Origin of the sequence: Nonomuraea sp. NPDC003560, from assembly GCF_042878785.1 — a bacterium.
In the GTDB taxonomy this organism is placed as follows: domain Bacteria; phylum Actinomycetota; class Actinomycetes; order Streptosporangiales; family Streptosporangiaceae; genus Nonomuraea.
In genome coordinates this window covers 121830-135196 of sequence record NZ_JBIAOF010000006.1, presented here as the reverse complement: position 1 = coordinate 135196, position 13367 = coordinate 121830, and the positions used below count along the sequence as shown (strand labels likewise).

General features: G+C 73.1%; 12 protein-coding genes. 8 read left to right on the top strand and 4 right to left on the bottom strand.

Annotated features, from left to right (window positions below; genetic code table 11):
- The first annotated feature begins 64 nt into the window (after positions 1-64).
- The 4 genes from ACFYUV_RS24195 to ACFYUV_RS24180 all read left to right on the top strand — a co-directional run bounded on the left by ACFYUV_RS24195 (position 65) and on the right by ACFYUV_RS24180 (position 4496).
- The gene (locus tag ACFYUV_RS24195) at positions 65-1159 is read left to right on the top strand and encodes an ABC transporter substrate-binding protein (RefSeq protein WP_387671470.1); all 1095 of its coding nucleotides are present in this window, start codon (positions 65-67) and stop codon (positions 1157-1159) included.
- A gap of 12 nt (positions 1160-1171) precedes the next feature.
- Positions 1172-2368 carry a kynureninase gene (gene kynU, locus ACFYUV_RS24190; protein ID WP_387671468.1) on the top strand — a complete coding sequence of 399 codons (1197 nt, stop codon included), beginning with the start codon at positions 1172-1174 and terminating at the stop codon, positions 2366-2368.
- A 122-nt stretch (positions 2369-2490) separates the two neighbouring features.
- The gene (locus tag ACFYUV_RS24185; RefSeq protein ID WP_387671466.1) at positions 2491-3675 is read left to right on the top strand and encodes a serine hydrolase domain-containing protein; all 1185 of its coding nucleotides are present in this window, start codon (positions 2491-2493) and stop codon (positions 3673-3675) included.
- A gap of 212 nt (positions 3676-3887) precedes the next feature.
- Positions 3888-4496, top strand: a complete 609-nt coding sequence (locus ACFYUV_RS24180) for a LysE family translocator (protein WP_352322983.1) — start codon at positions 3888-3890, stop codon at positions 4494-4496.
- On the opposite strand, the gene ACFYUV_RS24175 is transcribed toward ACFYUV_RS24180, so the two are convergent.
- The gene (locus tag ACFYUV_RS24175; protein ID WP_358291625.1) at positions 4476-4850 is read right to left on the bottom strand and encodes an MmcQ/YjbR family DNA-binding protein; all 375 of its coding nucleotides are present in this window, start codon (positions 4848-4850) and stop codon (positions 4476-4478) included. The two genes, ACFYUV_RS24180 and ACFYUV_RS24175, sit on opposite strands and share 21 nt — an antisense overlap.
- A 32-nt stretch (positions 4851-4882) precedes the next feature.
- Positions 4883-5929, bottom strand: a complete 1047-nt coding sequence (locus ACFYUV_RS24170) for a DUF2293 domain-containing protein (protein WP_387671464.1) — start codon at positions 5927-5929, stop codon at positions 4883-4885.
- 107 nt (positions 5930-6036) lie between these two features.
- On the opposite strand from ACFYUV_RS24170, the gene ACFYUV_RS24165 reads away from it, so the two are divergent.
- Positions 6037-6840, top strand: coding sequence for an FKBP-type peptidyl-prolyl cis-trans isomerase (locus ACFYUV_RS24165; RefSeq protein WP_387671462.1), 804 nt, complete (start codon positions 6037-6039; stop codon positions 6838-6840).
- Positions 6841-6846: 6 nt separating this feature from the next.
- Here ACFYUV_RS24165 and ACFYUV_RS24160 read toward each other — a convergent pair whose 3' ends face one another.
- Positions 6847-7755 (bottom strand): M23 family metallopeptidase, encoded by a 909-nt coding sequence (locus ACFYUV_RS24160; RefSeq protein ID WP_387671460.1) that lies wholly within the window; start codon positions 7753-7755, stop codon positions 6847-6849.
- Positions 7756-7870: 115 nt separating this feature from the next.
- On the opposite strand from ACFYUV_RS24160, the gene ACFYUV_RS24155 reads away from it, so the two are divergent.
- Positions 7871-10552: a BTAD domain-containing putative transcriptional regulator gene (locus ACFYUV_RS24155; RefSeq protein WP_387671458.1), complete on the top strand. Its 2682-nt coding sequence runs from the start codon at positions 7871-7873 to the stop codon at positions 10550-10552.
- Positions 10553-10560: 8 nt separating this feature from the next.
- On the opposite strand, the gene ACFYUV_RS24150 is transcribed toward ACFYUV_RS24155, so the two are convergent.
- On the bottom strand, positions 10561-11907 hold the full coding sequence (locus ACFYUV_RS24150) for an NERD domain-containing protein (protein ID WP_387671456.1): 1347 nt from the start codon (positions 11905-11907) through the stop codon (positions 10561-10563).
- Positions 11908-11968: 61 nt separating this feature from the next.
- Between ACFYUV_RS24150 and ACFYUV_RS24145 the strand changes: the two genes are divergently transcribed.
- Both ACFYUV_RS24145 and ACFYUV_RS24140 read left to right on the top strand, forming a co-directional pair.
- Complete coding sequence (locus ACFYUV_RS24145; RefSeq protein WP_387671455.1) at positions 11969-12586, top strand: DJ-1/PfpI family protein; 618 nt, start codon at positions 11969-11971, stop codon at positions 12584-12586.
- Positions 12587-12678: 92 nt separating this feature from the next.
- Complete coding sequence (locus tag ACFYUV_RS24140) at positions 12679-13116, top strand: MarR family winged helix-turn-helix transcriptional regulator (protein WP_387671453.1); 438 nt, start codon at positions 12679-12681, stop codon at positions 13114-13116.
- The last annotated feature ends 251 nt before the right edge of the window (positions 13117-13367 follow it).

Sequence of the window (13367 nt, the reverse complement as noted above, 5' to 3'; positions counted from 1 at the left end):
TGGCCACCGACGCCCGCGCGCCGCGCGTGCCCGGGGCGTCGGGCGAGGGCTGAAGGGGGCTCCCATGCGCGTTGCCGTGCTGGGGCTGGTCGCGCTGATGGTCGCCGGCTGCGGCGGCTCGGTGCCCCTCGCCGCGGAGGACGAGCCCGTACGGGTCGGCGCGATCATCTCGCAGACCGGCGTGTACGCCACCCTCGGCGACGACATGGAGACCGCCATGCGGCTCTACCTGGACGACCACCACGGCCTGCTCGGCGGCCGACCGGCCCGGCTGGTCGTGGCCGACGACGCCGGCAGCCCGGAGATCGGCGCGGAGCAGGCCAGGAAGCTGATCGACGGCGGGGCCGACGTGCTCACCGGCCTGCTCGCCTCCCCGGTCGCCGTCTCGGTGGTCAAGGAGGCGGCCGGCACCCCGGTGGTGATCGCGAACGCGGGCGCCGACCAGCTCGGCGGGCCCGGCGTCTTCCGGGTGTCCTACACCAACCGCGCCCACGGCTACGCGGCCGGCCGGTACGCCGCCGAGCACTACGCCGGCCAGGACGTGGTGCTCATGGCCTCCGACTACTCCGCGGGCGCCGAGACCCTGACCGGCTTCGCCGAGGGATACGGCGCCGGGCCGCTCAAGCGCATCCTGACGCCGTTCGGCGGGCAGGCCGACCTGGAGCCGTACCTGGCGCGCATACCGCGCGAGGCGCGGCTTCTGTACGCCTTCTACGCGGGCGGGGAGGCGGTCGCGTTCGTCAAGGCGTTCAAGCGGTTCGGCTACGATGCCAGGATCAAGCTGCTGGCCTGCCAGAACCTGGCCGACGAGGACGTCCTGCGCGCGGTCGGCCGGGACGCCGAGGGCATGGTCAGCGTCGGGCTCTGGTCGCCCGCGCTGCGGAACCCGGCCAACGCCGCGTTCGTGGCGGGGTGGCGGGCGCGCACCGGGCGGAACCCGTCCGCGGTCGCGCTGCAGAGCTGGGACGCGATGCGGCTGATCGACCGGGCGGCGGCCGCCGGCGGCGACCTGACGAAGGCGCTGGCCGGGGTGGAAGAGCTGGACGGCCCACGAGGATCGCTCCGCCTGGACGCGGCCCACAATCCGGTGCAGAACTGGTACGTCCGCGAGTACCAGAATGGTGTAAACCGGATAATCGCCACCATCTCACCCTCGTAAGGAGCACAACCGGTGCTGGACCGCGACGCCTGCCTCGCCCTCGACGCCGACGATCCGCTGCGGCCGTTCAAGGACGAGTTCGTCCTGCCCGAAGGGGTCGTCTACCTCGTGGGCAACTCGCTCGGCGCGATGCCCCGCCGCGCCGCGGAACGGGTGCGCCGCACGGTCGAGGACGAGTGGGGCGGCCAGTTGGTCGGCGGCTGGAACGCGGCCGGCTGGTACGACCAGCCGCTGACCGCCGGCGACCGGCTCGCGCCGCTGATCGGGGCCGGCCCCGGCCAGGTCGTCGTGGGCAACACCACCACGATCGCCGCCTACCAGGCGCTGGCCGCCGCCGTACGGCTGCGCCCCGGCCGCAAGGTGATCGTCTCCGACCCGCGGAACTTCCCCACCGACCACTACATCGCCCAGGGCCTGGCCCGGCTGCTCGGCGACTACGAGGTGCGCGACTACGCCGAGGGCCGGTTCGACGACGCGGCCGTCGTGCTGCTGTCGGAGGTGGACTACCGCACCGGCGCCCGGCGGCCCGTGCCCTCGGTGACCGCCCAGGTCCAGGCGGCCGGGGCGCTCATGGTCTGGGACGTGTGCCACAGCGTGGGCGCCATGGAGGTGGACGTGTCGCAGGCCGACTTCGCGGTCGGGTGCACGTACAAGTACCTCAACGCCGGACCCGGCGCGCCCGCCTTCCTCTACGTCAACCCGCGCCACCACGCCACCGCCGAGAACGTGCTGTCCGGCTGGCACGGCCACGCCGAGCCGTTCGCCTTCGAGACCGGCTACCGCCCGGCCGAGGGCATCCGGCGCTTCGCGGTCAGCACGCCGCACGTGGTGTCCTTCGCCGCGCTGGAGGCGGCCCTGGACATCTGGGAGCGGGTGCCGATGGCGCAGGTGCGGGCCAAGAGCGTCGCCCTGACCTCGCTCTTCGTCGACCTGGTCGGCGACGCGCTCAAGCTGGTCTCGCCCGCCGAGCCGGACTCGCGCGGCAGCCAGGTCTGCTTCCACCACCCCGACGGCTACCCGGTCATGCGGGCCCTCATCGACCGGGGGGTGCACGGCGACTTCCGCGCGCCGGACGTCCTGAGGTTCGGCTTCGCGCCGCTCTACATCGGCTACGCCGACGTCCACGACGCGGCCACCACGCTGCTGGAGGTGCTGGACAAGGAGCTGTGGCGGGACGAGCGGTACGCCCGGCGGCTCGCGGTCACCTGATCGGGCGAGTCCCCTCCCTCCTGAGAGCGAGCCGGAACATCGCCGTCGTCGGCGATCCGCCGCCAGGGGGTCCCCGGCCAGGATTGTCCCATCGAAAGCCGATGTGACCTGGAGAGATCCCCATGAAGCGCACCCGTCTCGCCGCCGCCGTCCTGGCCCTGTCCGCCCTGACCGTGAGCGCGCCCGCCCATGCGGAGGTGGGCGCCCACAGCGCCGCTGCCGCCGTCCAGGTGCCGCCGATCAACGAGACCGCGCTGCGCAAGAGCATCGCCGGGCTGCCCGCGGCGGACGCCACCGCGGCCGAGGTCAGGGTCAGCGGCTCGGCCGGCTCCTGGCACGGCGTCTCCGGCGTGACCGATCTGCGCGGGAAGCACCCGGCAAGGGAGGGGGCCAGGTTCCGGGCGGGCAGCGTGACCAAGGTGCTCACCACGGCGGTCGTGCTTCAGTTGGTGGCCGAGGGCAAGGTCTCCCTCGACCGCACGGTCCAGGAGTACCTGCCGGGGCTGCTGCCCGCCGACTACCCGCCGGTCAAGCTGGCCCAGGTGCTCAACCACACCAGCGGCCTGCCCGCGCCGAAGTCGGAGGGCGGCTTCGAGCGGGTCTACGCCGACCGCTTCAAGACGATCACCCCGCGCGAGTACGTCCGCCAGGCCGTGCTCAACCCGATCGAGTTCACCCCCGGGACCAAGCAGCACTACCTCAACATCAACACGTTCGTCGAGGGCCTGGTGATCGAGAAGGTCACCGGCAGGTCGTACGAGCAGGAGGTCGGCGCCCGGATCCTGCGTCCGGCCGGCATGAACCAGAGCTACTTCCCCGGCAGGTCCGTCAAGATCCACGGCCGGCACAACCAGGGCTACCAGGTCGTCCCCAAGGGCTTCCCCGACTCCTTCCCCTACGGCGGCGCGTACGTCGTGGACGTCACCGAGATGGAGGTCACCTCCACCTGGGCCTCGGGCGACCTCATCACCACCGCCGCCGACCTGGAGAAGTTCACCAAGGCGCTGTTCGGCGGCCGGCTCGTGCCCGCCGAGCAGCTGAAGCCGATGTTCACCGTGCCGAAGGTGACCATGTACGGCACCGAGGACGAGCCGGCCCACTACACCTCGGGCCTGACCGAGCTGGTGCTGCCCGGCGGCATCGTCGCGTACGGCAAGACCGGCGCCCGCTACGGCAGCTCCGCCGGCATCGGCGCCACCCAGGACCTGAGCCGCGTCGTGGTCTACTCGCTCAACTCCACCGACGCCAAGGCCCAGGGCCAGAACGAACGCGGCCTCGGCATCGCACTGGCGGCCTTCGCCGAATAGAGGCGGCCTGCGCCGGGCAGATCAGGGACCTCGCGGTGGCTTTCGTCACAGAGGTCCCTTATCGCCTTTCCTGGCGTGTTTCGGCAAACTGATCCAGATATCATGGCCGGTGCCCACAAGGCACTGACGATGTTCGCCCGCGTGACCGTGCGACCTCCGCACACCCGGCGGGTCGGGCGGGAGCGCGCCCCCAGCTCCGGGAGACCCCCGCCATGCTGCTGACCTTCGCGGTCACGACGCTGATCATGATCATGATCCCCGGCCCCGACGCGGCCCTGATCATGCGCAACTCCCTCGCCCACGGCCGCGTGGCCGGCCTGCTGACCATGCTCGGCGGCCTGCTGGGCCTGTCCGTGCACGCCGCGGCCGCCGCGGTCGGCCTGTCGGCGCTGCTGGCCGCCTCGCCCACCGCCTTCACCGTGGTGCGCGCCCTCGGCATCTGCTACCTGCTCTGGCTTGGGGTGCACGCCCTGCTGTCGAGCCGGAACCGGGCCAAGGCCGTGGAGGGCGCCGCGCCCCCGACCGGCTCGCCGCTCGTGCACGTGCGCAGGGGGCTGCTGTCGAACCTGCTCAACCCCAAGGTGCTGCTGCTCTTCGTGACCTGGCTGCCGCAGTTCCTGCCCGGCCACGGCGACACCCTGGGACGGGCCCTGCTGCTGTCGGGGATCATCGCCGTGCTGTACGTGCTCTGGTTCAGCCTCTACAACGTGATCATCGACCGGGTGAGCGCGCTGCTGCGCAGGCCGCGGGTGCGGGCCAGGGTCGAGCGGGTGACCGGCGTGCTGCTGGTCGCCTTCGCGCTACGGCTGGCCGTCCAGTAGCTTGACCGCCCGCTTCGGGGCGATGGCCCGGTAGCTCTCCTCGACCCAGTCGAGCAGCACGTCGGTCTCGGGCAGCGCCGACAGGAACGGCACGGTCACCCAGCCGGCCCTGCCCAGGCCGTACCCGCTGGGGGCCGCGCCCTCGACGGTCAGCGCGTGGCCGTGCGCCTCCGACAGCAGCTTCACGCCGAACGTCGGGGCCCACTTCTCCGTCTGCTCGTCCAGGCCGAGGAACAGGAAGACCTTCTTGTTGACCTTGATGACCGTCTCGCCCCACGGATGGTCCTCGTGGGTCTCGGGCAGCCCCAGCGCGAAGGCCCGCAGTTCCGCACGTACGGTGTGCCAGTCGTCCATGCATGGACGGTACCGAAGGCGGGCCCGCGCGGTCATCGGGGCGGTCGCCGGAACTCCGTGAGCCTGGCCGCGATGGCGTCCCTGATCCGGTCCCTGGCCTCCATCCGGGGGACGCCGGACATGAGCAGGCGGTCGTAGTCGGTGTCGAGGTGCCGGACCGACGCGATCACCGCCAGCGTGATGGCGTTCTCGTCGAGCGCCCTGGCCGCCGCCGTCCTGCCCACCCGGCCGCTGCCGCGCCGGCCGGCGTGCTCGGCGATCTCGCGGGCCCGCTCGGCCGGGCAGCCCGGGAACAGCCGGGCGATCTCGGCCGCCATCGCCGCCTGGAAGGCGACGTCCTGCTCGGCCCTGCGCACATGGTCGCGCTCGCGGCGGCGCAGCCGCGCCTCCTCGTCGGCCAGGCAGCGCTCCTCGGCCGCGGCCAGCGCGGCCTCCTCGACCAGCACGCCCTGGCGCTGGTAGACCTTGCGCCGCCGGTTGTACCGGACGACCACCGCCGACAGCCCGCTCTCCTGCTTGGCCCGCCGGCTGAGCGCCGCGTTCCCCGCCGGCAGGAACACCAGGTGGTCCAGGTCGGCGCAGCTCAGGCAGTGGGGCCGGTCGTCCTCCATGATCAGGTACGGCCCGGTGTCGCCGCAGGACGCGCACGTCCACGGGTTCTCGGAGACCACGGCCACCAGGTCGGGGGCCTTGCTCTGCCGCTCGGTGAGCCGCCGCACCCGGGCCTCGCTCAGATCGGGCGAGAGCCAGTGGACGCGGAAGGCGTCCTGCCCGTGGCCGGAGGTGAAGCGCAGGTCGCGCCGGTCGCGGGTGCCGGCCACGTACGGCGTCTCCACCGGCCGCAGCCCCTTGGCCAGCGCCCATTCCCGCAGCAGCCCGGCCGTGACGAGCAGCCGCTCCTCGTCGACCGCGGCCAGTTCGGCCAGCGTGCCAGCGCGGCCCTGCCGCCAGAGGTCCACGTGCCGGGACCGCAGCCAGCGCAACCCCGTCACGACGTCGATGAACGTCACGTAGTGGCGGGTGGTCAACGCGATCTCGGCTGCTTCTGCGACCCTGCGGGCCAGGTTGGGCTTGCTCACGCGGTCCAGTCTCCCGCGCCCTTTGTCGTGAGATGGCGAGACCCGCAGCTTTCCTTTTGGCGATCGCGGCAAGTAACCCCTTCGGATCTGGCATCTTGGGGGAAATCGTGCGCCTGCTCTGGCCTGCCGTACTCATGCTGGCCACCTCGTGTGGCGTCGCCGAGGACGGCTCGCAGCCCGTCGTGACGGGCGCGTTCGGCAGCAAGCCCGTCGTCGCCATACCCCGGGGGAAGCCGGGGCGCACGCCGCGGATCACGGTGCTCTCCGTGGGCAACGGCCGGCGTACGGTCCCGGGGGACGTCGTGCTCGCCGACGTGGACATCCGGCGATGGTCGGGAAACAAGCCGTATCTCAGCACCTACGACGGCAACCAGCCCACCACGGTCGTCTTCGACGGCAGGGAGGTCTCCGAGACCTGGCGGGCCTCGCTCATCGGCAGGCCGGCCGGCAGCCGGGTGATGCTGGTCAGCCCGGCCTCCGAGGCTCTGGGCCCGAACGTGCCGCTGACCGGCGTCTCGCCGGCCGACACGCTGGTGGTGGTCTTCGACATCCTCGGCGGCTACCCGCCCGACGCGCGGCTCGTCGGGCGGGCGCTGCCGGCGATCCCGTCCGACCTGCGGCCGGACTCCCCGCCCCGGACCCTCATCGACGGTTCGGGACGGGACGTCACGGCCGGTTCCAAGGTGGTCATCCAGTACGTGGCCGCGTCCTGGCCGTCCCGCACGGTGGTGGACTCGTCCTACCGGAAGGGCGGTCCCAGCGCCTTCACGCTCAGGCCCGGCTCGGTGCCGCCCGCCTGGCTGGAGGCGCTGGTCGGCAGCCAGGTCGGCAGCCGGCTGGCCGTGGGCTCCCCGGGGGACAGGCCCATGCTGTACGTGATCGACGTCCTCGACACGATCACGCCTGCCTGAGCCGCCTCAGCCGCAGTGCTCGAACGGGCTGTCGTAGGCCGAGGCGCCGGCCTTGCCGCCCCACTTGACGCACGTGTTCGCGGCGGCGGCGTAGACCGGACCGGCGTAGTACGCGTAGTTGCCGGAGTCGGTCTTCCTGGTACTGCCCTGCACCTCCAGGTAGGCGGTCGTCGCGGTCGCCGTGCCGAGCGACTTCGCCTTCATGGTGACCACGCAGTTGTTGCCGTTGGAGCCGTTGTAGAGCAGGTAGACGGTCCCGTCGGTGCCGAGCCCGGCCGAGTCGATCACGTCGTAGCCGGCGCCGCACGCCTCCTGCGGCGTGTACGGGTTGCTGGACCCGCCGCAGTTCTTCGAGCTCAGCGTCTGCACCGGGTAGCCGAAGGTGACGCCGTTGAAGACGGCCTTCTGGATGTTCGACGGGTAGCTGGTGCCCAGGCGCACCTCGTAGTGCAGGTGGGGGCTGATGTAGTTGCCCGGCTTGCTGGTGTTGCCGACCGTGCCGACCTGCTGGCCCTGCGAGACGGACTGGCCGGCGCTGACCAGCCGGGTGTTCAGGTGGGCGTAGTAGGTGGACCAGCCGCCGCCGTGGTCGATCTTGACGAGGTTGCCGTAGCCGTTGGTCGAGCCCTGGTGCGCCGAGATCACCACCGTTCCCGAGGCGGCGGCCACGACCGGGTCGCCGAGGTCGGCGTCGGCGGTGCTGCCCCTGTTGAAGTCGATCTCCCACGACTGGTGGGCGCTGCTCGCGCTGGAGTTGCCGGTCCAGGTCTGGCCGCAGGGGAACGGCATCTGGAAGTTCGTCGCGAGGAGCTGCGCCTGCGCGGACTCCGGCTCCGGGTCGGCGAAGGCGGGGGTCGTCGTGCCGAGGCCGAATAACAATGCCAGGCCGGCGACCATTGATCGGCTGAGCTTCATGGGGTGATCCTTTCCAGTGGGATCTGTGACACCAGAGTCCGCATTGGCCGCACAAGAATCATCCAGAACCGATACAAAGAGCTGTCAGATCTCCCGTAAAGGGGCTGATGCTGTCATGACGGTCACCTTCCACGTCCTCGGCCCGCTGGAGATCCGCTCCGCCGGCCGTCCCCTACGGATCTCCGGCGGCAAACCCCGCATGCTGCTGGCCACGTTGCTGCTGGAGGCGGGGCAGGTGGTCGGCGCCGACCGGCTCGCCGAGGTGCTCTGGCCGGGGCGTCCGCCGCGTTCGGCGCTGGCCAACGTGCGCACCTACGTCAGCTCGCTGCGGTCCCAGCTCGGCCCGGTCGGCCTGCGCGCCGCCGGGGCCGGCTACACCATCGACGTCGCCGACGGCGCGCTCGACCTGCGCCTGTTCGAGGAGCTGGCCCGTCGCGGCGAGTACGGCGCGGCCCTCGCGCTCTGGCGCGGCGCGCCGCTGAGCGACCTGCCGGGCAGCCCGGTCTGGGACCGCCGGATCGAGCACCTCCACCGGCTGCGGCTGCGGGCCGCCGAGTCGCTGATCGAGCGGCGCCTCAAGGCCGGCGACCACGACGGCGCCGCCGACGAGCTGCGCGGCCTGCTGGTCGAGCATCCCTACCGGGAGGACCTGTGGGGCCGGCTGCTGCTCGCCCTGCACCGCGGGGGCCGCAAGGCCGAGGCGCTGCGCACGTACGCGGCGGTCCGCGACCAGCTCGTGGACGAGCTCGGCGTCGAGCCGGGGGCCGAGCTGCGCGGCGCGTACGAGCTGATCCTGGCCGACGAGGGCGGGGCGGCGCCGGCCGTGCCCCGGCAGCTCCCGCCCGATCTGCCGGACTTCATCGGCCGGGCCGCCCCCCTGGCCGCGCTGGCCGGGACGTTCTCGGTCGCGGTGATCTCCGGGCCGCCCGGCGTGGGGAAGTCGGCCCTGGCCGTGCACGCCGCCCACCGCCTGCGCCTGGCCTTCCCCGCCGGGCAGCTCTACCTGGAGCTCGGCGGCAGGGCGCCGGGCGAGCTGCTGGCCGAGGCGCTGCGGGCGCTCGGCGTGACCGGCGCGCCGCCGACGCCCGGCGAGCGGTCGGCGCTGCTGCGATCGCTGCTGGCCGAACGCCCGATGCTGGTCCTGCTGGACGACGCCCGCGACGCCGCCCAGGTACGCCCGCTGCTCCCCGGCAACGACAGCGCCGTGATCGTGACCACCAGGCGGCGGATCACCGAGCTGCCCGGCGCGCTGCGCGTCGAGCTCGGCGAGCTGTCGCCGGAGGAGTCGCTGGCGCTGCTCGGCGGCGTCGCCGGGGCCGGGCGGGTGGCCCGCGAACCGGCCGACGCCCTGGCCGTCGTCACGCTGTGCGGCGGGTCGCCCCTGGCGGTCAGGGCCGCCGGAGCCCGGCTGGCGGCCCGGCCCGGCTGGTCGCTGTCGGTGCTGCGCGAGCGGCTTGAGGAGGACTGGCTGGCCGAGCTGAAGGAGGTGCGGGCCTGCCTCGACGCCGGGTACCGCAGGCTGCCCGTGGAGGCCGCCCGTGCCCTGAGCGCGCTCGGCGTCCTCGGGCCCGCCGCCGGGGCGCAGCCGGGCTGGGTGGTGGACGCGGCACTCGGCCGCCACGGCGCCCACGACGTCACCGACCTGCTCGTGGACGCCCACCTGCTGGACCCGGTCGGCACCGACGACGTGGGCCAGCCGCGCTACCGCGTGCCCGACCTCGTCGGCAGGCACGCCCGCGACCGCGGCCCCGACCGCGGCGCGCTGGCCAGGGTGCTGGCGGCCTGGACGGCCACCACCGAGCACGCCATGGCCCGCCTGCCCACCACCGTCTTCAGCCTCACCGCGGCCAGGGCGGCCAGGTGGCGGCTGCCCGCGCGCACGCTCGACCGGCTCACCGCCGACCCGATCACCTGGTTCGAGTCGGAGCACGAGGCGCTGGCCGGAGCCGTGGACCTGGCGGCCGAGCTGGGCCTGGCCGAGTCGGCCTGGGGGCTGGCCGCCGCCATGGTGCCCTACCTCGACCTGCACTGCCACCTCGGCACCTGGCGCCGTACGCACACCGCCGCCCTGGCCGCCGCCCGCGCCGCCGGCGATCGGTACGGCGAGGCCGCCATGCTCAGGGGCCTGGCCCAGGTCAGCCTCTACCAGGACCGGTACGACGAGTCCGCCGAGGGCTTCACCCTCTCCCGCCAGATATTTCATGAAATAGGAGACGTCAGGGCCGAGGCGACCTCGGTCTGCGGGCTCGGCGCCGTGAACCAGTTCCGCGGCCGGCACCTCCAGTCGCTCGGGTACCTGCGCCGGGCGCTGGCCATGTTCGTCGCCTCCGAGGACCGGCACGGAGAGGCGTTCGCCCGGCAGGCCATCGGCCGGGCCTGCCTGACCTCCGGCGACCTCGTCCAGGCGGCGGAGTCGCTGGGCGAGGCCATGCGGCTGGCCCAGGAGCTGGGGGACGCCCACCGCGAGGGCTGCGTGTGCCTCCAGATGGGCCGGCTGCACCAGGCGATGTCGTTCCACCGGCACGCCCTGGAGATCTTCGAGTCGCTCGGCGACCGCCACTGCGGGGCGTACGCGCTGCAGAGCCTCGCCGGCCTCCAGGCGGCGCGCGGCGACCTGACCCGCGCCTCGACCGGCCTCGAACGCTCGCTGGAGGTCTTCCAGGAGCTCGGCGACCGCAGCGGCGAGGCGTCGGCCACCCAGCTGCTCGGCGAGCTGCACCGCTCGGCCGGGCGCACCGGCCTGGCCCTCGACTATCTCAGGCACGCCAGCGCCCTGCGCCGCAGCCTGCCGGCCTGAGGAGGACGTCAGGGACCGGAGACCAGGCGACGGACCAGCCGCCGCAGCCGCGACTGCTGCAACGGCACGCCCTGCAGCGCGTCGAGCGCCTCGGCGGCGCTCGGCCGCTTGGCCGGGGAGTGGTCGAGCATCCGGCGCACGACCTCGGGGACGTCGGGGCCGTGGGCGTCGGAGCTGGTCGGGAGCTGCCCGGTGAGCAGCTGGTAGGCGATGGCCCCGGCCGCGTAGACGTCGGACGCGGTGGTCATCCGGTCGGGACGCTCCTGGCACTCGGGCGCCACGTAATGGGCGTCGAGCACGTTGCCCAGCTCGTGGGCGACCGTGTAGTTGCGCGGCCCCGGCTTGGCGTAGTCGAAGCCGGTCAGCACCGCGTGCCCGTCGTCGGTGACCAGCACGCACCCGGGCGTGAGCGCCCGGTGGACGACGCCGTTGGCGTGCGCGTGCGCGAGCCCGCGCAGCAGGTCCTGGATCACGCCCAGCCGGGCCCCCTTGCCCAGCGACAGGTGCAGCGCCTCGCCGTGGACGTCGTCGAGCACCAGCACGAACCGGCTCTCGTCGTCGATGGCGAAGAAGTCGCGCGAGCGCACGACGCACGGATGGGGCGGGATGCGGGCCAGCGACTGGTAGGCGTTGGCGATGCGCTGGCGCTCGGCGGCCCGCGCCTCGTGGTCGGCCAGCGGGTCGGCCTGGTAGACCCGCAGCAGCACGGTCTCGCTGCCCGGCAGCGTGGCGTTGAACGCGCGGTATTCGGTGACCTTGGCGTCGCCGCCGAGCTGCTCCTCGACCTCCCAGTTGCCGAACCTGGGCGGCGCGGTGCTGCGGCGCACGGTGTGGTTGAGCGCGTCGAGCACCGCCGTCAGGTAGGGGCGCACGTCGGGGCTGCACCCCCGCCTGACCCGCGAGACGTCGCCCAGTGTGGCCACCAGGCCGGGCAGGTCGGTGACGTTGGGGGCGTCGCGGCCGGCCTGGTCGACCAGCTCGGCGTCGGGCGAGGTGAGCACGACCAGGCTGTCGACGTAGACGCGTTCGAGCTGGGTGGCCCTGGACACCAGCAGGCCCTTGAGCGCCTTGGCGGTGCCCCGCAGCTTGGTCACCGGAGAGCCGAACGCCTCCCGGCGCGGCGGGTACCAGCGGGTGCCGGACACCTCGATGCGGCCGCGGGTGCCCTTGACGTCGACGACCACGAGCGAGTGGGCGGTCAGCACGAGCAGGTCGACCTCGAACACGTCGTCGCCTCGCGGGACCTCGACGTTGTGCAGCAGCAGCCAGTCGGCGGGGGCGTGGTCGCGCAAGTAGGAGATCACGCGCCGTTCGGCGTCGTTGACCGGCCGTCCTCCGCCGACGATCTGTGCCATGGCGCCTATCCTCGCACGGTTCTCCATTGACAACATGCTGTCGAAATGACAGTATGTTGTCATGAAGGGAATCATCCACCACGCCGTCTACGACACCTTCGCCGACTGGGAGACCGGGCACGCGACCGCCCATCTGCGCAGCGAGCGCTTCCAGCGCGAGCCGGGGGCGTACGAGATCGTCAACGTCGGCCTGACCGGCGAGCCCGTCGTCAGCATGGGCGGCCTGCGGGTCACCCCGGGCCTCGCGCTCGACCGGCTCACGCCCGAGGGCAGCTCGCTGCTCATCCTGCCGGGGGCCGACCTGTGGGACGCGGGTGACGAGCTGGCGCCGTTCGCCCGCAAGGCGCGCGAGTTCCTGGCGGCGGGGGTGCCGGTGGCGGCCATCTGCGGCGCCACGGCCGGCCTCGCCCGCGAGGGCCTGCTCGACGACCGCGGCCACACCAGCGCGGCGCTGCCGTACCTGGGGGCCCAGCAGGGCTACGCCGGAGCCGGGCGCTACCAGGAGACGGACGCCGTGCTCGACGGCGACCTCGTCACCGCCGGCCCGACCGAGCCCGTCGCCTTCGCCCGGGAGATCTTCCGCCGGCTCGACGTCTACCGGCCCGACGTCCTCGACGCCTGGTACCGCCTGTTCGGCAAGAGCGACGCCTCGGCGTTCGAGGTGCTGATGGCCGCATGACCCCCGGCGGCAGCCCCGACCCCGGAGACCCCCTTGCCCGCCGCGACGGGAGCGGTGGCGGGCAAGGGGGGAGCGGTGACGGCGGTGAGAGTGTGGCGGCCGAGCTGCTGTCCGGTCTGGCTCTGGCGTCGTTCCGGCTCAACGGCCAGTTCCTGCACGTGGCGGAGGAGCTGGCCAAGCCGGCCGGCATGACGGCGGCCTGGTGGCAGGTGCTGGGCGCCGTCCTGGGGGAGCCGCTGCCGGTGGCGGGGATCGCCCGGGTGATGGGCATGACCCGCCAGGGTGTGCAGCGCATCGCGGACCTGCTGGTGGAGAGGGGCCTGGCCGAATACCGGCCCAACCCCGCCCACCGCCGCGCCAAGCTCCTCCAGCCGACGGAGGCGGGCCGCGAGGCGATCGCCGGGATCGTCCCCGGCCACCGCGAGTTCGCCGACCGCCTGGTGGACGTGCTCGGTCTCGACGCCGCCCGTGAGTCCCTGACCGCCCTCCACCGCCTGACCGCCGCCCTCGACCACCTGATCACCCCCTGACCCCGCCTCTCCCCCCTCGCGTCCCGCCCCCTCCCTGTCCTTCGACGGGAGGGGGCGGTTTTGGTTCGGGGGCGTTCTCGCAGGTCAGCGGGACATCTGGCGCGACCGTCGTCCGGTAATGGCGGACGGCACCTCCGAGGCGATCACCTGGATAACCACTCACCTGGTCGCCAAATTCGCCGAACTCGGGCCCCGGCGTCGTAGGTCGTTCCTCAAGTTTCGGGTGATCGTTGCCTGAACGGCAGGGCACG

Coding starts and splice junctions, on each gene's coding strand:
- ACFYUV_RS24160 (WP_387671460.1), bottom strand. CDS start 7,755: ATGAAGCTCAGCCGATCAATGGTCGCCGGCCTGGCATTGTTATTCGGC.
- ACFYUV_RS24185 (WP_387671466.1), top strand. CDS start 2,491: ATGAAGCGCACCCGTCTCGCCGCCGCCGTCCTGGCCCTGTCCGCCCTG.
- ACFYUV_RS24195 (WP_387671470.1), top strand. CDS start 65: ATGCGCGTTGCCGTGCTGGGGCTGGTCGCGCTGATGGTCGCCGGCTGC.
- ACFYUV_RS24155 (WP_387671458.1), top strand. CDS start 7,871: ATGACGGTCACCTTCCACGTCCTCGGCCCGCTGGAGATCCGCTCCGCC.
- ACFYUV_RS24150 (WP_387671456.1), bottom strand. CDS start 11,907: ATGGCACAGATCGTCGGCGGAGGACGGCCGGTCAACGACGCCGAACGG.
- ACFYUV_RS24180 (WP_352322983.1), top strand. CDS start 3,888: ATGCTGCTGACCTTCGCGGTCACGACGCTGATCATGATCATGATCCCC.
- ACFYUV_RS24145 (WP_387671455.1), top strand. CDS start 11,969: ATGAAGGGAATCATCCACCACGCCGTCTACGACACCTTCGCCGACTGG.
- ACFYUV_RS24175 (WP_358291625.1), bottom strand. CDS start 4,850: ATGGACGACTGGCACACCGTACGTGCGGAACTGCGGGCCTTCGCGCTG.